Below are 19,274 nucleotides of genomic sequence, written 5' to 3' on the forward strand. Positions count from 1 at the left end.
GATTTCGCTCATGGTGGATAGACAAAGAGACGTGTTCCAGTCAATCCGCTTGGAAGCGGATTGGCCGGGCACGTCTCTTCGTGTTTCAATTACAGTTCATCACTGATCCCGATATCATCCATCATGACTTTCCCTTGACTGCTTGTGAAATAAAAGGTGACACGCGACAATTCGGCAGGGTCGAACGCCGGATTCGCTTCCTCGAAGCGCTTGAATGGCAGATTGTACGTCTGAAATACCGCTTCTGTCGGCACTTTATACTTGCCATTCTTGATGGTCTTCTCGAGCCACGGAAACCGCGTAAAGATCGTGTAAGGCAGCGGCGTTACGGGTTTGAATTCATCCAGCGGCAGGCGAACCGTTGCGCCATCCTCGCTCTTAAGCTCGACATCGATGTCCGGAAGCGGGATATCAAGCCCTTCATCATCATCCATCAAGTCTTGTTCGAGGTTCGTCATCGAGAAGATGAGCTGTTTGTCGTCGCCGGCTTCACCTACCTGCCCCCCGACTGTATCCGGCAGTTCGAGTGTAAAGCTGCCATCCTCTTCTTTCCACTGCAGCACGACACCGCGGGAGCCTTTCTTATTGCCGTCTCGGTCCTCTGCGCCATCTTCGGTCCACTGCAGATTCTCTGCTTTCGCCTTCACGCCGCCGCTCATCTTCGACTTGTCGTAATCCTCGTCTATTCGAGCGAGCGGTAAGAAGCTGCTGTCTTCGTAACGATTGATGTACGTGGCTTGTGGAAGCCATTCTAAACCTGTGCGATAGTCGCTGAACAGCGGCTCGTATTCCTTCTTCCCATACAGTGCTGCTTCCAGAAATGCGCTGATATAGACCTTCGCTATTTCACGCTGATCTTCTGCAGGAATCATACCGCTTCTTCGCAGCAGCAGACCGCCGGGCAGGCTGTCATCCATCGTTCCCCAGTCCGTATTAAATCGACTGTGGTTCGCCTCCCCAATATAAAGTGTCGCCTTAAATCGATCTGAGTCAGGAGAGAATGATGTGCGAATATACTGACGCTCACCGTTAAAGGTATCCACGTCGCCATCGCTTGCACCCTGCAGCGACAAATAATATTTGTCCTTCAGCTCAGCTTTCACCTTATCCACGTTCGTATCTGTCGGCGCCACGCCAACAACGGCTTGAATGTTGATGTTGTTCAAAGTGGTCAACGTTTTGTCATCCTTGAACCATTTGTTGCGGTCAGCCGCCATGGCAACGGCCTGTCCGCCCCGGGAATGGCCAATTAATGCCACTTGCTGCAAGTTAACCGATTGATAGAACGGATTATCCTTCTGCTCACTAAACACTGAAATTTGCTGCAAATGCTTAAGCAGAATCCAAGCTCGAACTTTCATATCATTGTTCGGGATGTTGCCCCAGAAGGAGTAATTCAGGAAGTTCTCATCGACTGAAACAGCAATAAATCCTCTGCTTGCAAGCATTTCACCGAGATACTCATATCCCCCGTCCGAGAATTGCTCCATGAGGTGATTCCCGTGAACGATGAGTACCAGCGGATAATTCCCCTTCTCCTCGGGCATCCAAACGCGGCCATTAAGAGGCAGCTCTTGCTGATCAAATCCCCAGAAGAAATGGCGCAGCCAGTTCCAGCGTTTGATGTATTTCGATGCATCCACGGATTGTGAAGTCATATCCACACCAGAGCCGAACTCGTCTCGATGCGTATCTTTCCCGCTGCCATAGGTGAAACTACGTACACGATAAAGTCCGGGCTCGGACGGATTGTCGGCTTGCAGCAGTTCTACTCCCGAACCTGAATCTTCAACAGGCAGTGCAGTCACAGGAAGTGCAGCAGACTGTGCATTCATCGGCCACTTATCAAAGGTCAAACCGGACAGCGTAATCGCAATAACCAGCGTCACCTTAAGCAGAACCGCGATCCGGCGGCTTGCAAGCACTCCGATAAACAGTCCGCCTATCACGCCGATTACGGCGAAGCTAACGCTCATAATGATGGATAACGGATTTCCGATATCTGTTTCATCACAGATTTTATACACAATTGCCCCGGCAGTGGCGAACACAGCCAGCGTGAGCCGAGGGACAGGCACATAGCAAAGTGCCAGCAAGTAAGCGCCAATCGCACCTGCTGCCCCGATAACGATAACCCCAAGCAGAACGATAAGCACGCAGTCAAAAAGGACCCCCATACCTGTCGGCATCCCAAGTGCTGCAATAATTAGTAATGTACTGCAAACGATCCAGACTCCGACTAAGGCGTACCGCCAAATGGTAGTGTCATAGTGAAACGTATGTTTAGCCCGATCCAGCAGCCAACTCGCAAGTCTCTTCCAGAAGCGCTCTCTCGCCGGAGGCGCCGGCATCGGATTTATGAGTTCAAGTTCCATAGTTGGCTCCTCGGATTCATAGATTATATCTCGATTATACGCCGCATTCAGGCCTCAACCAACAGCTATTTGTTGTCATTGCTGGGATTCGCCGAAATTCACCTTGATCGATAATATCTCGCTTCGACTACCAATTCGAATTGGCGGCCCCCACGTACCGAACCCGGAAGAAACAAATGCATGCAGCTGGCCTTTAAGCAAATAACCGTAATCCAGCTCAAATATCCGTCTGGTCACCCAATGATTCGGTGCCATCTGCCCACGATGCGTATGGCCATGTACGGAAAGATCGACTCCCGTCTTAGCAATATCGCCGATTGAGCTTGGCTGATGATCCATAAGAATAAGCGGCAGCGACCGATTCAGCCCCTCTACCAACTCCGCAGCTGATTTTCGCTTATGATCGGATTTATCCTTGCGCCCGATGAGATAGAATCGATTGTCAATGAGCTGTGTTTCATCAAGCAGCACCGGAATGCCGACTTCCTTCATTTCCTCGACATAAATAGGTACGCCGCCGCCATAATTCTCATGATTGCCGAGAATAGCAAACGTGCCGTATTTTGCTTTGATTTCCGCCAGTTTGCGTCCATATTTATGCTTAACGAATGGCTCAACAGCATCGTCCAATACATCGCCGGGGAGCAGCATAAGATCAGGTTTCAGCGCATTGACCCGATCCACGAGACGCTGCAAATGTCTTCCGCCTACCGTCGTCCCGAGATGAAGATCCGAGGCAACCGCAATATGAAGCTGCCGCATATCGCCTGCAGCCTTCGGAATCGTAACTTCGTAGCGCCTAATAATCGGACTCCATGCATGGAATGAGCCAACTGCCAGAATGACGCAGACAATCACGATGACAGCAAGGCCGGTTATTAGGATGGAATCTCCGTTTGAGAACGAACCTGCGCGAAGGCCCCATGCAGCCAAATCGGCGAAAGGGAGAATTATTACACTATACTGCATCACCGCGATCCAGTATGAGCCGATCCATTTCAACCCTTCCCCCATAAATCCGGGTAATGCTTTGCGAAGCAGCCTCGCTAGGATATAAGAGAATGCTATAATACCAAACACCGGCCAAAACAACCCAGCCGGGACATTGCCGCCCGCTTCTGAAATAAATAACTGCAAATGCCAACCGATGTAAACCTGCAAGCCTAGAAATATCGATAGAATAACTGTCAATCTGACTGCCATAGTGCCTCCCCGCATGGAGCTTCTCCACGATTTCTTTGTTCTTCGATTGTCCAAAACTCACTTCTATCAGTATACCGATTCCAGACGCAAATAGCGATTTCACTATAGCCGGCATAACCTTCCGCACGACGCAAAAAAAAACCGGTCAAGCTCTGCTGGGGGGCGAGAGCCGGACCGGGTGATACCGAGCGGTTATGTTATTGTTTCCGGAATAGTCTTGGCGGCAAACTGAATCGTTTCTTAAACGCACGTTCAAAATGCGGCAGCGTATTGAAACCGGAAGCGAAGCAAATTTCCGTGACAGGCAGCTGTGTCGTCTTGAGCAGCGACTTGGCAAATTGCAGCCTCAACTCCTGAACATAGCTTTGGAAGGTGGAGCCTGTCCCTTTACGGAAGCATTCACTGAAATAATTAGCGGACAGTCCGCAATAGGAAGCTACTTCCTCAAGCGGAATGGCCTCGCGGAAGTGATGCTGGATATAGATCAGCGCTTTACGCACCGATGATTGAACCGGTTGCATGGGGTCAGGTGTTGCTACCTGCGTCGGCTGTGTACCTTTACACTTGCGTGACAGGTCGATTAGCAATCGCTCCACACTGCCTTGGATCAACAGATCGCTGCCCGCTTGCCAGTGCAGCGTTTCGTCCCAGACGCGTTCGTATTCCCGTTCAATCGCGTCAATTTCTTCACCAACGTACCAGTACGTATGCTCCGTATTCGGACCGAAGAGCAGTTCGAACAGCGGTTCTCGGATAAATTGCTCTTTGAAAATAAAATCATACAGCTGGAGTGTCTCTCCGGGATCGGACTTTAAGCTGTGAAAGTCAGCTGGGGTCAGTAGAAATGCCGAACCCCTCGTTAGCCGTGTAGGCACGCCGTTCAGCACATGCGTACCACTTCCGGAAACGACAAAGCCCATTTCAAAAAACTCATGCCAATGTGTATCGATCAATCCGTCAATGGAATGCTTGAAGAGGCGGAAGGGAGCAGACAAAGTCATATAACTGTCGTTTAATAATCGTTCTGGGCCTTTATAGACGCTCATCTCACTCTACCTTTCGCCTGTTGTAGCTGGTGTGGTACTTATACCGTTATCCGTATTATACGTTAACGAAGTCACTTCCTGCGATATCTTTACCGCGAGCAAGCCAGATCTTGAAGTTCGGGTTCTTCTCTGGAATAACGCGTGCTTCTGTCGAGAAGTAACGCATCGTGTATCCGCAGCGGCGGAACGGGCTAGGATTCGGCGTAGCGCCGTGAATGATCCGCGAATCGTGGATCGAGCATTGTCCCGGTTCGAGCTCGAAATAAACGGCTTTAGATTCATCAATGTTCTTGATCTGCGTTGTGAAGATGCTGTCATCGGTATCGATATCTTCATAATCGGAGAAACCGTTGCTGTGTGTACCCGGAATAACGCGCATGCATCCATTGTCTTTCCAGCTGCGGTCAATCGCGAGCCATACGGTAGCGATTTTGTCATAACGGCTCAGACGGCCTTTCCAATACGCGGAATCTTCATGCCAAGGTGTCTGTTTGCCAATTAGCGGCTCCTTACAGATAAAGTGGCTCGACCACAGACCGATATTAGGACCAATGATGGGTTCTACCAAATCAAGCACTTCATCACTCAGCAGAAACTTCAATAGACGCTCGTCGCGGAAATGCGGCGTGTCGAGCTCGCTGTTCAGACGGCGTCCGACCAGTTCCCATTGTTCCTCGAAAATGGCGGATAATTCAGCTTGCTTCTCCGCACCGAATACTTGGTTCTTATACAGCATATACCCGTTTGTATTGTAAAAATCGACTTCTGCTTGTGTCAATCGACCGTTTGCGATATTGGACATTGGAATGCCTCCTAAGCGATATTATCTGCTTCTATTATCGCTCGACTCGCCATCCGTCTGCTTCGCATCTTCACCGATAAACTATGCATATCTTCGGCAATACATACAAACCGCATCACCAACCGGTGCTGCGGCTCGCATAATGATCTCATTAATGATACGTAAATTCTCCCATTTCTACGCCGCATGGACCGCCGTCCGGATTTCCCTCCAGAGTGACTTGAGAACCGTCTGCTTTGTAGAGCGGATTGTAATGCACGTTAATCTTGCTCGCGGAAGAGTTCGCATAATGGCAAATGAACGCACGGCGGAACTGGTCCTTCGTCTTGTTCCGATAGGAACCGTGGATTAAATTCCCGTTAAAGAACAGTACGTCCCCCTTCTCCATAATGACCGGCATAACAACACCGTCTTTAGGCGGTTTCACGTAGTGAGTAGTGAAGGATTCCGTCGTATCGGCCTGATCCGGACATGAAATTTCATGCGCATGAGTCTTCGGAACAACTAACAGGCCGCCATTCTCCTCATAAGAATCATCGACTGACGTCCATGCTGCGATGCAGTTCCCGGGTTCGACCTGCAAATAGAAATTATCTTGATGAAGCGCTTGGCCTCTGGATCCCGGCGGCTTGTAGTAGAACATACTTTGCGCCGCATACGCCTCTTCTCCGTATAGATCAGCCAGCACTTCCATAACTGGGTTATGAAGCATATATTTCTTCGCCGTTTCGTTGAAACGGTGTGGATGCATAACACGCGGATAACGCTGCAGCGGATCGGTAACGTCCGGTTTAAGGTTGGGCTCAAAATAGCCCGGAATCGTCTCATGGCTCATCGTATCAAAGGTCTCTACAATTTCAGTTAGATGTGAGGGTGAGAACAATCCCTTCACAATGAGATAACCTTCCTTATCGAATTGCTGCTTTTGTTCGGCTGTGAGAACTCGCAAAGCGTCTGACATTCCTCTTCCCCCTAGTAAATAAGTAGATGATGACAGTACATCACTGTACTTTTATTGTAGATAATTCCACGCTGATACAGAAGTATGTATGTTGCTAATTACTCCTACAATCCTGCTATAATGAGTGTAAGAGGAGTGAGCCGGACATGAGCGCGAAGGAACCCGAATTACCGTCCTATATCAAGGAACAAGGCGGAAATATGGTCATCGCCAACCATTTTCAACAGCCTGACAACTACTCCATTAAACGGTCGGAAGGGATGGGGGATTGGCTCATTACTTATACGCTCGCAGGCGAGGGGTATTTTCTGATTGATGGAGAGGAACGATTCTGCCAGACGGGCGATGTGACCTTGATGCAGCCAGGTGTCCCCCACCAATATGGCACTCGTAAGGGCAGCACATGGAATTTCGTCTGGGCACACTTCACGCCGCGATTTATGGAAACCAGCCTGCTCCCAAGCGAGAGACTGCTTATACATGCGATCGACAGCAACGTGGCACGGAATCGCATCTATCAAGCGTTCAACCGGCTGATCTCCGATTCCATCGAGCGCAGCCTGTACTGGAACGAGTTATGCGAAAGTACGATGCGTGAAATCCTGCTGCTGCTCGCCCAGCGGCTTTCGAGGCAGGTGGATCCTCGTATTGAAGAGATTCGGCATTTGCTCTCATCGCGTATGCAGGACCCGATTCGAATCGATGAGCTGGCCAGAGCAGTCGGCCTATCACCATCAAGGCTGTCGCATTTATATAAGGAATCAACCGGATCATCCATTGTTGATTCACTTAACGACATGCGCATCCGCCAAGCGGCCCTCCTACTGGAGCACACCGACCGCCAAGCCTCTGAGGTCGCACTCGATGTCGGCTTCCAGAACTACAACCATTTCGCAGGTCAATTTCGCAAACGGTACGGTATGAATCCGCGTGCGTATAAACATCGCGAGTTGTAAGGAGGCGGGAAGGGGAGCGCTTACTAGTTCCAAACACTTATATCTCCCAACTACTTCCATGTGCTATACTGAATCTAGACGAAGAACGTCCTTTTTTGCCGCACGCGGCGAAAGAGGCGTTCTTTTTTTATTTCCATAGGGAGAAAGGAGAAGTTGTAATCATGTTGGATTTTGAAGAAGAGCATGCACGGTTTCTGAAACTGCATCTGTCCAAGCGATTAGGAGAGCGCAAAGGGAGATTATTAAGAGGGCATCAATATGCGGAAAAACTATTGCTGCAAAATGTGTGGTGGCCGCTATTCGGCAGTTTCGAGCATTTGCATCCGGAGTATGAAATTCATGACTGGAACCGCAAATCACAATTTCTAGACTTCGCGTTTCTCCCTCCTTACGGACGATTTGGCTTGGAATGCGACGGCTATCAAAGCCATATCAAAGATATGGACCGAGAAAGTTTCAGTTATTCGCTCAATCGTGATACCTTTCTGACGGGAATGGGTTGGAAAATGATTCATTTCTCCTTTGACGATGTGCTTAAACGACCCGATGTATGTCGCATGCTGCTACAGTTGGTTATCGGCCCTTACCTAATTCGACCGCATTCAACGGAGTTGCTCCCAGCAGATGAGAAAGATGTGCTTCGGTTCGCACTCCAGCTAAGCAAATCGGTACGACCTAGGGATGTTATGCTTCAATTTCATATAAGCTTCCGCAGCGCTCGAAACCTACTGCAAAACCTGGCCCGTCGTGGTCTGATGCAACCAATAACTCGTAACAGCTATACCACCTGCTACGAGTTAACCGAAGGTGCTGTTTATCATTTGTTATAGCTTCCTCAAGGCCAGGTGCAATACCTCACACGATGCAAAATGTTGCATATTATGCATTATTTCAACCAACTCTCAATTCTTTCTTGAGCAATTGTTGCGCAAACTGCAACATTTCCGCTGGAAAGTTGCCTGTAAAGCTCAAAGTGGCGGCAAATGTTGCATTCCAAGCAACAATTTCAAGATGCAAGCTGTTTCCCCATCACTTTGTTGCTTCTTATGCAACATTTTCCATCTTCAGCACGCAGTACCCTTATGGAAACAGAAAAAAGCCCGAACGCGGGCTTTTTTCTGTTCTATCAATTATCCTTCAGATATTGTCACTTCTATCTGTTCATAAACGGCGACGCGGTTGCGTGTCTTTTTCGCTTCATAGAGGCATTTATCTGCGTTAGCGATCAGTTTCTCCTCGTCTTGCTCATAATCCGGTATCAAAGTCGCCGCTCCCAAACTGATCGTCAGATAAGTGCTCACCGTCGATTTGCTGTGAGGAATGCGATTATTCTCCACCCGTATTCTTACGAACTCCGCCAATTCGGCAGCCTGCAGTTTCGTCGTATTTGGAAGCACGATGCCAAATTCCTCGCCCCCATAACGAGCGATGAAAGAATCAGGCATGTGGAGCGAATCTCGAATCTCGGATGCGACTTTCTTAAGGCACATGTCACCGCCTTGATGACCGTAGGTGTCATTGTAGCTTTTGAAGAAATCAATATCCAGCATAATTAGCGACAATGGCGCACGATCGACCACATGTTTCTCCCACTCCACGCGCAGCTGCTCATTGAAGTATCTCCGGTTGTACACGCCAGTCAACCCATCCAAGGAAGACAGTTTCTTCAGCTCTTCATTAGCCAGTTGAAGCTTGGACTCCACAGCAATCCGGCTAGTAATATCCGAGAGTGAGACCAGCACACTAGTAATCTGCCCATGGCTGTCGATAACAGGAGAAGCATTACAGGAAACCATGACCGTGGACTGGTCGGCCCGCTTGTACACGAATTCGCAATTGGACACCACTTGCCCGGTTCGAAATGCATGTGCGACCGGATAGTCGTCCTTCGGAATCAGCTCTCCGTTAAAATCGTACAATATCCAAGCCTCATCCGCATAGGTTCGACTAAGAATCGCTTCCTTATCTAATCCGAAAATATCCTCCGCCATCTGGTTGGCCATCGTAATTTGTCCGGTTGCATCCACGACGCAAATCGCGTTCGGGACCGTTTCGACAATGGTGCTCAGTCGTGATTCGCTCTCTTTTGCCGCTTGCTCCAGCTCTTTGCGCTTCGTCACATTCTGGAAATAGATGGACAGTCCATCCTTCGAAGGATAAATATGCACCCCATACCATGATTGCAGGAACGGAAGATACTCCTCCGCGAAGACCGGCACCTGCTGCTCCATCGCTTCTCGATAAGAGTTGAATATGGCAGTCCCGATGATCTTAGGGAAGCAATCCCATAGCAGCCTGCCCATAATAATCTCGCGATTCTTGCCGAGAATCCGTTCAGCCTCGCTGTTGACATAGGAGAACGTCCAGTCATTGTTCAGCGCCATAAACGCATCCGTAATACTTTCCAAAATATTATTCAAACTGGCTTGCGTTACCTGGAATGCTTCCTCCGCTTGCTTCAGCTGCGTAATTTCTCGGCTGACGGACACGACGCCTTTCACACGGCCAGCATTGTCACGGAGTGGCGAGTAGGATGTTTGGTGGTAAGAAGTCGAACCTGTCGGCGAGCTGATCGACCAATCCAATACCGTGTTTCGCGCTAGCAGCGCTTTCTGCTGGGCTTCTACATGAAGCTTCGCGTTGTCGGCATTGAGCAGCTCATGAATGGTCTTTCCGGAATAGAAGGGATGCTGATCATGGATGTTCGAATCCATAGATCTGCCATAAACACCTGTGAGCTTCAACTCCGTATCAAAAGTAGACACCACTTCGTCCATCGACCCGACCAACAGTCTGATCCGCTCTTCATTCTCAATCATCGCCTGCTCAACCAAACGCTGCTCCGTCACATCAATGCCGATGCTAATAATGGAATGCTGCTCGCCTTGCTGCCCCTCCAGAATCGTATTCGACCAAGCAATCAGCCGCAGTTCTCCGGCCTGTGTACGCCAGTGATTCTCGTGACGAGTCTTCCCATTCACTGTCATCAAATTACCGAAATGCACGCGTACAGCCGCCTGTTCTTCACTAGGAACGAGAAACTCAAAGATGGATCGATCCTGAACATCTTCGAATTGATAGCCGGTAATCGTTTCACAGCTATGATTGAACCGAATGATGCGTCCATCCGGATCGATGACTACAACGAGAGAAGCAGCCGTCTCGATAATCGAAGAGGCAAAGTTCCGTTCGGCACTTAGAGCCCCGATCTGATGCACAATGGTATCCGACATAGAGTTATACAGTCTGCACAGCTGCTGAAATTCCAGTGTTGCATGTTTTAACATTTCAGGTTCGATGCGGTAATGGTAGCCGCCTTCTTTGATCATCTTCACGCCGGTTAACAGATGGTTAATAGGCTCTGTGATCTTCCTCGCTGTTCGGAACATAATGAAGACCGCTGCCGCCATCGCGAGCAGAATAAATAAACTCGTATATTTGAGCTCCGTATAGAGCGAGGCAAACACATCCGCCTTGGCCGCTTCACCGATCACAAGCCATCTGCCGTTATTCGCATAATTGTACGCGCCATAAACGATTTCTCCACGATAATTCGTATAGGCAGATTTGGACTTGCTGCCCGTCTTTGCCCTTTCTACAATGGCAGACTGAATAGGCTTCGAATCGAATTCTCCTGTTCCCAGGCTGTCTCCCGTAATTAACATCCCATCCGAATCGACGAGATAGGTTTGTCCACTCTTCCCATAAGCGAATTGCTTCATTAAACGTTCAATTGTCGTCAGATCAACCGTTCCGGCAACAAGGCCAATAAACTGTCCGGTCGCATCGAGTACCGGCGCCGCGAACACGATGATCCGCTTTCCATCTTTTCGTGACACAATCACATCCGAAATGGACTCTTTGCCTTGCTGCGCAGCGATAAAATATGCCCGGTCCTTCACGTTCAAATCACTTTTGGTTAAAGCGCTAAAGCCGGCTTCGTCGATCAAACTCATAGCTTTAAATTCCGTATGTTTGCTTTGGGACAATTTCAGTATGGAGGCAATCTCATTTCGCTCCCACTTTGTTACTGTAGGAAGACTAGCAATCATACTAATTTCCGACATTCGGTCGGACATCCATTTATCAATATACTGCTGCTGCAGTCTAATGGTTTGATTCAGTTGATGATGAATATCGCGTTCTTGATGATCCAGCTCAAAGTAAGAGAAAATTGCCGTGCAGAAAACACCGACGATGAGTACGAATATGACACCTAGCATACGGAGTCTGCTGTTTAGCATGTTGATCTTAATGCTTTTTTGAAGAAAGTTTTTCAAGTGGCAGTCAACTCCCCAGCTGTAAGTCGTAAACATATTTATCCTTCTTTTAGCATTTATTCGACATTCGTTCGAGTAAATCCTCTATTAAAGTCCTTAATTTTTGTCGACTTATGTCGAGTGAATGGGCATCAAAAAAGCCCGCATACAGCGCGGGCCTTCTCCTACTATTTCTCGCAAGCAATGCCATCCTTGTCACCGTCAAGCTTCGTACTGTAGCCTGGATCCCCTTTGTGCAGCGGGGCTTTGCCGGCTTCCTTAACGGCAGCGCAGCTCCGGTAAACAACGGCTTCGCCCGGCGAAGTCTTGCCATCCTTAGTAGCAGCGGAATCCTCCGCTTCATCCAGCGGCGATGTAACTTCAAGCGCATCCTCTGCGATAATCGGCGTAATCGCTTGAAAGCCTCCCGTGTCCTCCCACATTTCTTGAAATTGCGCTGCGAAGGACTCGGCAACCTCGCTGTTCCGAAGCACCATCAGCACTTCATCGTTGTCGGTGCTCGCCGATTTCGAATAATTGAATGAACCCGTCGTCGCAATGGCGCCATCGGCGATCGTCATTTTCAAATGCATGAGCCCGCTGTGCTTGTTGATTTTCATCGGAATACCCGCGCTGCCAAGCAGCTTGAGCGCTTCTTTCTGTGCTTTGCCGCCCGACTGAGTTTTGTCGGTTATGATACGAACGGCAACCCCACGTTTCTTCGCCTTCTTGATCGCATCGACGATGTCCGGTTTCGTCAAACTGTAAATCGCGATATCAAGCGAAGTTTCGGCATCATTGATCACGCCTATCAGCAGTTGATCTGGCTGTCCGCCAGCCTGCGTAAACGCCCATTCCGCTTCGATGTCTTTCACGATAGCGGGCTCGGAGGACGAGGAAGAGGCATAAATAACGCCTACCGCGGCACAAGCTGCCACAAGGATAACGGAAAGGATGTATTTCAAGAATTTCATGCTGAATTGGCTCCTTCACTTGCCCGTTTTCTCCTAGTTTACCACGAAGAGGCAAACATCAGCCAATGGACTCTTACTGTTCATTTACAAACGATACAGCTGCCACTCCCTTCTATTTGCATAAAAATCCCAGCCCTTCTTCATACTAAAGCAAGGCCATTATAGGATACGAAGAAAGTGTGGAATTTCTTGTGAAGGATGCAGGGAAGAAAACCGAACCTGAAATGCTTAGCCGGACGCTTCACGCGCTCAACCATTGTGCTGACCTCGTACACCAGAAGTTCCCCCTTCATGCCATAGATCTGATTTATTTCGCTCATCTGACGGGAAAAGAACAACTGCGCAAGGATGTGCTGGAGCCATTCGGCGCAGTTGACAACCATGAGGCAAAAATCGAAGAGCAGCTGACACAATCCCAATATGTAAAAGCCACTTCATCGGAACAGTTAATTCAAGGCATACTTGGCGGACAAGTTGCCATTTACTACAGCGGGCAAGCTTATTTGTACGACTCTTATTCGCCGGACGCCCGCTCCATCACCTCGTCGGATACAGAAACCGCCATCAGCGGACCGCAGGATTCGTTCACGGAATCGCTAAGCACAAATTTATCCCTCATCCGCAGACGACTTCAGGACGCCCGGTTAAAATCGCTCTCCTTCAAGCTCGGCAGCGAGTCAGAGTCGACGATGTCTCTGCTCTATCTGGAAGGCGTAGCCGACCCCGACGATCTGCAGCTGATGTGCGAGAAACTTCATGCCATTCGTACGGATACCGTACTCGACACGAACACGCTCACGCAATATTTGGATCCTAGACCTTTCACAATTTTCCCGCAGTTTCTGACAACTGTACGACCAGACGTAGCAGTGAGTAAGCTCGCAAAAGGTAATCTGGTCGGTCTGTTGGATGGAAGCCAGGTTGCATTCAGCGCACCTGCTACCTTCTATGAATTTTTCTCCTCACCAGACGATTATTACATGTCATGGCTAGTCTCTTCCGCTATAAGGCTTCTCCGGTATATCGCATTGTTTATTACGCTTGGCTTTACGGCGTTCTATGTTACTGTTGTCACCTACCACTACGAGATGATTCCGCCTTCGCTGCTAAATAACTTGATGGAGTCTCGCAACAAGGTTCCGTTTACGCCTTTAATGGAAGCCATCATTATGGAGTTTACCATCGAGCTGCTGCGTGAAGCGGGTGCTCGTCTGCCAACCAAAGTTGGGACAACCATCGGCACCGTCGGAGGTATCGTCATTGGCCAAGCTGCTGTACAAGCCGGAATCACAAGCAATATTCTCATTATTTCCGTCTCGATATCTGCAATTGCATCCTTTGTCATCCCCAGCTATTCCATGAGCTCGGCAATCCGGCTATTTCGGTTTGCTATCATTGTACTGGCTGGTTTACTTGGCAACTTCGGGCTCGTTATCGGGCTTGCCTTGTTCGTCATCCAGCTGTCTGGAAAAAATGCGTTCGGTGGTGCCGGTGCATACATGTCACCTGGCAATTGGCTCGATATGATCGTACGTGCACCGGTGCAATGGATAGATAAAGCCAGAAAGCACGCCAAATCGTCCTCACGCTAGGAGTTCCATATGAATGCGAAACTAACCTTTTCACAAGTCATCATCCTGGCCATTACGTTGCAGTACGGCATTATTTCGTTCGAAATGCCGCGCTTTCTCGCTGAAGAATTTGGTTATAATGGCTGGCTTGCCCTGTTCGGATTCGGTGCGATCGCGTCCATCAATTTATGGCTGATTGCTTTAGTCTATCGATTCAGCAAAGGTGTCAGTATTTACAAGATCGCGAGAAGTGTACTGCCTTCCGCTATCGTGGTTCCTCTATTCAGTTTGCTTACCCTGCAATGGACCGTGTTAGGCGTCCTGATCAGCAAGCAGTTTTTGCTAATATTGCGGTCCACGTCGTTTCCGACGATTAACCCTCTCTACCTGTACATTCTGCTCGGAGCTCTCGTTGTATTGCTTCTGGGCAAAGGCATTAACGGCATCGCCACGGCTACAGTGATCTTCTTCATCTGTGTATTCTGGCAGCTTATCCTTGTTCCGCAGACGATGCTGAATCAATTCAACTTTACTCGATTCACACCTTATATGTTTAAAGATGCGGCGTTTACCTTGCAAGGTATTTTCAACATCTATTTTGCATTTCTAGGCTACGAATTGTGTCTATTGCTATTTCCTTATTCAGGAAAAAAGACTCGCTTAATGCAAGGTTTTCAAATCGCAAACCTCGTTGTGACGCTGGTTTATTGTTTTATTGCGTTTCTAACCTTCAGCTTCTATAGCTTTGAACAGTTGAAGCAGCTCGCATATCCGTCCTTAAATACGTTATCGTTTATCCGCTTCCCGTTCGTGCAGCGCGTGGATGATTTCATCTTCAATCTCTTTCTGCTTCGAGCACTTATTATTACGACCATGTATCTTTGGGCGGCACTTGAATTGGTCAAAAATATGATCACTACCGCAAAGAAGCGGATTATTCCTTATTTGGCAATGGCCATTCTCGCTGCGATCGTCGTGACGTGGAATCGCGGTGATTTGCAGAAGACCGAACAATGGCTTCATTACATGGGTATTACGGAAATCGGAGTCGCGTTTCTATTGCCCGCATTGCTGCTCATACTCATTTATATCCATCATTTGAAGGGGCGGCGAAAACATGTATAGACGCGGATTAATCCTGCTTCTGCTCCTGCTGCTCACAGGATGTATCAAAGAACAGAAGCTTGAGGACTTGGGAATGGTAAACAGCGTTGCTGTCGATGCGGTGAAACAAGAGGATGGTACTTCGAAAGGGAAAAAAATCGCCGTTGCCATTGCGATACCCCGCATTGGCCTCGGAGGGCAGACACAAGTGACCAATTTGCAAACGGAATCGGAGTCTACGAAGGAAGCACGCCGAAAGCTTTCACTCAAAACGAGCCAAATACTCGTTTCCGGTCAGCTGCAGAATTTGATATTCGGCAATGAACTGGCAGCAGCCGGCATTTGGAATTACTTGGACTCTTATCGTCGGGACTATTCGGTTGGCGAGAAGATCCGTATCATCATTGCAAATGGGAACGCGGTTAAGTTACTAACTCATCCATACCCTGGCATCCCCTCGATTAGTGATCATATCAGCGCTCTCGTCGAACAGAAAAGTAAAATAAACGAAGTGCCTCCCGGCGGCCTATACGAATTTGTGCGCGATTATTACGATGACGGCATCGATCCGATCCTGCCGCTCATTGCGCAGGAGAAAGACTATGTCGAAATTGATGGAATCGCACTGTTTAGTGGTGACAGCTACAGGGGAAAGATGGCTTCCGATGAAGCTGTCCCGTTCTTCTTGCTGCTTAAGAACGTGAAGAATGGCGAGCTGCTTATCAAATTTACCAATAGCGCTGCCGGCTCGCAAGAGCGGGCCATGCTCACTCAATTGATTACGAAACGCTCGATCTCCGTCAAGAAGGTTGGATCCTCTCACGAGGTCACGTTAAACGTCCGAGTTAGCGGCGTTATCCTCGAATATGAAGGCAAACAGCATTTGGACAAAGATACCCCCTTCACCCAGTTGGAGCAAGATATGTCGAAGGCATTACGTGAAGAATTACAATTAATCGTTACCCGGCTGCAATCCCTTGGTACCGACAGTTTAGGTATCGGCATCGCCGTGCGAAACAGCATGTCTTATGAAACTTGGAAACATCTCGATTGGAAAACCGTCTATCCTAAACAGCCTGTCAAAGTGAACGTGCAAATCAACGTCCGAGATGCGGGGATGATTGAATCATAGCGGGCTAAAATAAAACCGGCAATAGCGAAGTCCGTGGAGCTCTTTGGCATCCGCGAAACTTCGCTTAACGTTTTGCCTGAATGCTCTAACGAACCGTACGGCGCTTATTTGCCCATTATCGGCTCCGAAATACTTCTAACGAACCGTAGGGGCTCTATTTGACGGTTTTTGAGTTTTTGGGAGCGATTATCCCCAAATAACGCCTCTACGGTTCGTTAGATTTTCACGAGATGCAAGATGAGGAGTGCGAGATGTCGAGATTTTATCGACAGCATCAAACAAGGATAGCACGAAGACTATCCTTGTTTATTAGCATGGCTATTAAATTAGCAGTCCACCTATATTCATTCCCTCTACGTAGAAATCCTCCGGCGACACGGGACCATTCATCGAACGGATCGCCAATTGCTCCCCGGGAAGCAGCGTCAAATAATTACGATCCAGATGGATAAGCTGACTTGCATCACGCTGGATCAAATACACACCAATGGCAGCCATCTCTGACATATTGGCCATAATAAGCTGTTCCGGTCGGTCGCCTTGCCGTACTCGAACATCAGCCGCAGGTAGCCTTCGTAGCGGTTCAAGCGGACTAGCTGCATTCACGGTAAACAGATACTCATTCGCTGCAATCTCCCGATTATGCTCGTCACTTACAGCCAATCGCAAGACCATCACAGAGCCGGGCACATCCTCTACTTGCCATTCCAACTTGCCAATATAATCGTTCACACGCGCGACCGAAGCCAAGAAGCGTTGGCTCTCAAGCACCGAGCCGTCTGCCTGCAACAGCTGAGCATTCACTGCAAATGGCACCAGCTGCTGATCCGCCCGATCCGCATGCAGGAAAATCTCGCTGCCAAACGACTCACCTACACCGTACGAAAGGCGATCATACTTCGCAGATACATGCAAACCGCCAAACACCTTCTTCATCGCATAGTAAACCGGCTTTGGTATCGCGTCATATTCCAGCATGGACGTGTTGGCATTGTTGGCGAACGGTTCGTTGCCCATCCAGATAATAAAACCCGAGGATCGCGGCTCTCTTCGACGTGTCGCCTCCGCCATGTACCGCAGCGATTCCAGCTGCAAATACCGGCTGGCCTGGCAGTACTGCTCCAGCTCATCCCGCTCCAGCTCCCATGGCCCAAACATAGCGGAGAGCTGCTCCCATTGAATCCACCATGCGCCGCGGTGCAGCCAATAGGCATTATCCTTCGTCGGCGGCCAAGGGGACATGCGATCAGCTAACTCGCGGATCCTCTCCACTCTTGACGTTCCGGGCGTTCCTGTCTCCGTCTGCACCAAGCTGTCATTGTGATTGAAGAATCGATAGTGGTTCTCTTCCCCCAGATAGAGCCAAGGTCCATGAACATCATGATGCAGCCCTTTGCCGAACTCCTCTTCAGTTGCACCGAATCTAGGGCCGGACGCGCTTGACGGGAAGAACGGACGACCGGGATCCAGCTCTTCCACCAGCTTCTTCAGCATCGCAATATTCCCATGTCTCTCGTCCACCGGTGAGAAATTCTCCCACATTAGCTCATTTCCGCCACACCATGCCATCAAACTCGGATGCGATCGCTTCTCGAAAACAGCAGCCCGCGACACGCCCGCGAGCTCCTTCAGAAATGCAGCATTATCCGGCGGACAGTTGTTCAACCCGCTAGATGACTGCAGAAACTCCTGCCATACCAGCAAACCGTTGCGGTCGCAATAGGCATAGAAATCTTCCTTCTCCGTAATCGCTCCGCCCCATACGCGCAACAAATTCACGTTCATCGCCTTAAATCGACCAAGGTAATGCGCATACTCTTCGCTCGTTACGCCGCCAAAGAACGGTGAAATGGGTACCCAGTTCACGCCATTCATGAAAACTCGCTCGCCGTTTACCAACAGCGTATAAGGCAGCGCACCCGGAGGGGAGTCCTCGTTCGGAACAAACTGAATGGTGCGAAAAGCTACTATCTTCGCATCTGCTGCACATACTCGACCTTCCGTATCATAAACTGTGATCCTCGCCATATAGATCGGCTGATCCCCATAGCCATTCGGCCACCAGCGGCGAACAGCTTTAATGGACATTTCATGCTCAATTCGACGTATTCCACCGCCACGAATATCATAGATATTCTTTTCACTATGTACGATTTCGCCCACTGCATCGACTAATTCACAGGCCAACGTGTAGCTGCCCGGCCGCCAAATCTCAGCTTCCAAACCATACTGCACCACACCGCCGTCACCATCCTCGGCCGGAACAGCCTTCGGATAGAAATCAACGAGCTTCAGCGCAGTGTAAGTCCGCAGACTTACACCCTTCCATATCCCAACAGGTACGATGCGCGGGCACCAGTCCCAGCCGTAATTGAAGCGCGACTTCACTTTGCTGATCTCATTCGAGTAGCCGATCTGCCCATCCACCTCAGGACTCGGCAGGAAGACAAGCTGAAGCCTATTCTCATTCCCCTTCCCCACACGCAGTTTAGCCGCAACATCAATGGTTACCGGAAGAAACATCCCTTCGAAAGCTGCAATTTCTTCGCCGTTCAGATAGATGAATCCACAGAAATCCAGTCCTTCAAACACCAATTCACAGCGGTCCTGCACCCAGCCTTCCGGAACTTCAAACCTTCGCTCATACACCCAGTCGCGATGGTTCACCCACTCCAGTTCCATGCTTCGCAAGCCTTCGTTTGGATCGGGCAGCCAGCCTGCCGCGATTAAATCTCTTTGCACTGCCCCCGGAACTACAGCCTTCATTGCCGGGAGCATCGGATTGATGCTAAAGCCCAGCTCCATGCTCATGCCGAGCTTCCACTGATTGCGATTCCATCCGGTCACGGTCCATTCCGATCCGCTAAGCAAGATGCGATTAGTCATAAACA

The 19,274-nt window shown here is 49.3% G+C and carries 13 protein-coding genes; 5 read left to right on the forward strand and 8 right to left on the reverse strand.

The annotated features are described in order from the left end of the window. Positions 1 to 89: 89 nt before the first annotated feature. From AC506A_RS10100 to AC506A_RS10120, 5 genes are all read right to left on the reverse strand, one after another. Positions 90 to 2,375 carry an alpha/beta hydrolase family protein gene (locus tag AC506A_RS10100; protein WP_495460791.1) on the reverse strand — a complete coding sequence of 762 codons (2,286 nt, stop codon included), beginning with the start codon at positions 2,373 to 2,375 and terminating at the stop codon, positions 90 to 92. Between the two features lie 75 nt (positions 2,376 to 2,450). Next, positions 2,451 to 3,578, reverse strand: a complete 1,128-nt coding sequence (locus AC506A_RS10105; protein ID WP_495460792.1) for a metallophosphoesterase — start codon at positions 3,576 to 3,578, stop codon at positions 2,451 to 2,453. Between the two features lie 197 nt (positions 3,579 to 3,775). Further along, complete coding sequence (locus AC506A_RS10110) at positions 3,776 to 4,624, reverse strand: helix-turn-helix domain-containing protein (protein WP_495460793.1); 849 nt, start codon at positions 4,622 to 4,624, stop codon at positions 3,776 to 3,778. A gap of 55 nt (positions 4,625 to 4,679) precedes the next feature. Continuing rightward, positions 4,680 to 5,426 carry a phytanoyl-CoA dioxygenase family protein gene (locus AC506A_RS10115; protein ID WP_495460794.1) on the reverse strand — a complete coding sequence of 249 codons (747 nt, stop codon included), beginning with the start codon at positions 5,424 to 5,426 and terminating at the stop codon, positions 4,680 to 4,682. Positions 5,427 to 5,577: 151 nt separating this feature from the next. Next, complete coding sequence (locus tag AC506A_RS10120; RefSeq protein ID WP_495460795.1) at positions 5,578 to 6,387, reverse strand: phytanoyl-CoA dioxygenase family protein; 810 nt, start codon at positions 6,385 to 6,387, stop codon at positions 5,578 to 5,580. A 146-nt stretch (positions 6,388 to 6,533) separates the two neighbouring features. Between AC506A_RS10120 and AC506A_RS10125 the strand changes: the two genes are divergently transcribed. Continuing rightward, the gene (locus AC506A_RS10125) at positions 6,534 to 7,343 is read left to right on the forward strand and encodes a helix-turn-helix domain-containing protein (RefSeq protein WP_495460796.1); all 810 of its coding nucleotides are present in this window, start codon (positions 6,534 to 6,536) and stop codon (positions 7,341 to 7,343) included. A 161-nt stretch (positions 7,344 to 7,504) separates the two neighbouring features. Continuing rightward, the gene (locus AC506A_RS10130; protein ID WP_495460797.1) at positions 7,505 to 8,173 is read left to right on the forward strand and encodes a putative endonuclease domain-containing protein; all 669 of its coding nucleotides are present in this window, start codon (positions 7,505 to 7,507) and stop codon (positions 8,171 to 8,173) included. A gap of 300 nt (positions 8,174 to 8,473) precedes the next feature. On the opposite strand, the gene AC506A_RS10135 is transcribed toward AC506A_RS10130, so the two are convergent. After that, on the reverse strand, positions 8,474 to 11,623 hold the full coding sequence (locus tag AC506A_RS10135) for a PAS domain S-box protein (RefSeq protein ID WP_495460798.1): 3,150 nt from the start codon (positions 11,621 to 11,623) through the stop codon (positions 8,474 to 8,476). A gap of 167 nt (positions 11,624 to 11,790) precedes the next feature. Beyond that, positions 11,791 to 12,576, reverse strand: coding sequence for a phospholipase D-like domain-containing protein (locus tag AC506A_RS10140; RefSeq protein ID WP_495460799.1), 786 nt, complete (start codon positions 12,574 to 12,576; stop codon positions 11,791 to 11,793). A gap of 179 nt (positions 12,577 to 12,755) precedes the next feature. On the opposite strand from AC506A_RS10140, the gene AC506A_RS10145 reads away from it, so the two are divergent. From AC506A_RS10145 to AC506A_RS10155, 3 genes are read left to right on the forward strand one after another with little or no spacing between them, the layout of a single operon-like run. After that, positions 12,756 to 14,168, forward strand: a complete 1,413-nt coding sequence (locus AC506A_RS10145; protein WP_495460800.1) for a spore germination protein — start codon at positions 12,756 to 12,758, stop codon at positions 14,166 to 14,168. Between the two features lie 9 nt (positions 14,169 to 14,177). Further along, a complete protein-coding gene (locus AC506A_RS10150; protein WP_495460801.1) occupies positions 14,178 to 15,272 on the forward strand; it encodes a GerAB/ArcD/ProY family transporter in 1,095 nt (364 codons plus the stop codon). Next, positions 15,265 to 16,383 (forward strand): Ger(x)C family spore germination protein, encoded by a 1,119-nt coding sequence (locus AC506A_RS10155; RefSeq protein ID WP_495460802.1) that lies wholly within the window; start codon positions 15,265 to 15,267, stop codon positions 16,381 to 16,383. Before AC506A_RS10150 ends, AC506A_RS10155 begins: the two co-directional genes overlap by 8 nt. Before the next feature lie 321 nt (positions 16,384 to 16,704). On the opposite strand, the gene AC506A_RS10160 is transcribed toward AC506A_RS10155, so the two are convergent. Further along, positions 16,705 to 19,269, reverse strand: coding sequence for a glycoside hydrolase family 2 protein (locus tag AC506A_RS10160; protein ID WP_495460803.1), 2,565 nt, complete (start codon positions 19,267 to 19,269; stop codon positions 16,705 to 16,707). Positions 19,270 to 19,274 lie beyond the last annotated feature (5 nt).

It is taken from the genome of Paenibacillus sp. N22P23, assembly GCF_059383735.1.

Coding starts and splice junctions, on each gene's coding strand:
- AC506A_RS10100 (WP_495460791.1), bottom strand. CDS start 2,375: ATGGAACTTGAACTCATAAATCCGATGCCGGCGCCTCCGGCGAGAGAG.
- AC506A_RS10105 (WP_495460792.1), bottom strand. CDS start 3,578: ATGGCAGTCAGATTGACAGTTATTCTATCGATATTTCTAGGCTTGCAG.
- AC506A_RS10110 (WP_495460793.1), bottom strand. CDS start 4,624: ATGAGCGTCTATAAAGGCCCAGAACGATTATTAAACGACAGTTATATG.
- AC506A_RS10115 (WP_495460794.1), bottom strand. CDS start 5,426: ATGTCCAATATCGCAAACGGTCGATTGACACAAGCAGAAGTCGATTTT.
- AC506A_RS10120 (WP_495460795.1), bottom strand. CDS start 6,387: ATGTCAGACGCTTTGCGAGTTCTCACAGCCGAACAAAAGCAGCAATTC.
- AC506A_RS10125 (WP_495460796.1), top strand. CDS start 6,534: ATGAGCGCGAAGGAACCCGAATTACCGTCCTATATCAAGGAACAAGGC.
- AC506A_RS10130 (WP_495460797.1), top strand. CDS start 7,505: ATGTTGGATTTTGAAGAAGAGCATGCACGGTTTCTGAAACTGCATCTG.
- AC506A_RS10140 (WP_495460799.1), bottom strand. CDS start 12,576: ATGAAATTCTTGAAATACATCCTTTCCGTTATCCTTGTGGCAGCTTGT.
- AC506A_RS10150 (WP_495460801.1), top strand. CDS start 14,178: ATGAATGCGAAACTAACCTTTTCACAAGTCATCATCCTGGCCATTACG.
- AC506A_RS10155 (WP_495460802.1), top strand. CDS start 15,265: ATGTATAGACGCGGATTAATCCTGCTTCTGCTCCTGCTGCTCACAGGA.
- AC506A_RS10160 (WP_495460803.1), bottom strand. CDS start 19,269: ATGACTAATCGCATCTTGCTTAGCGGATCGGAATGGACCGTGACCGGA.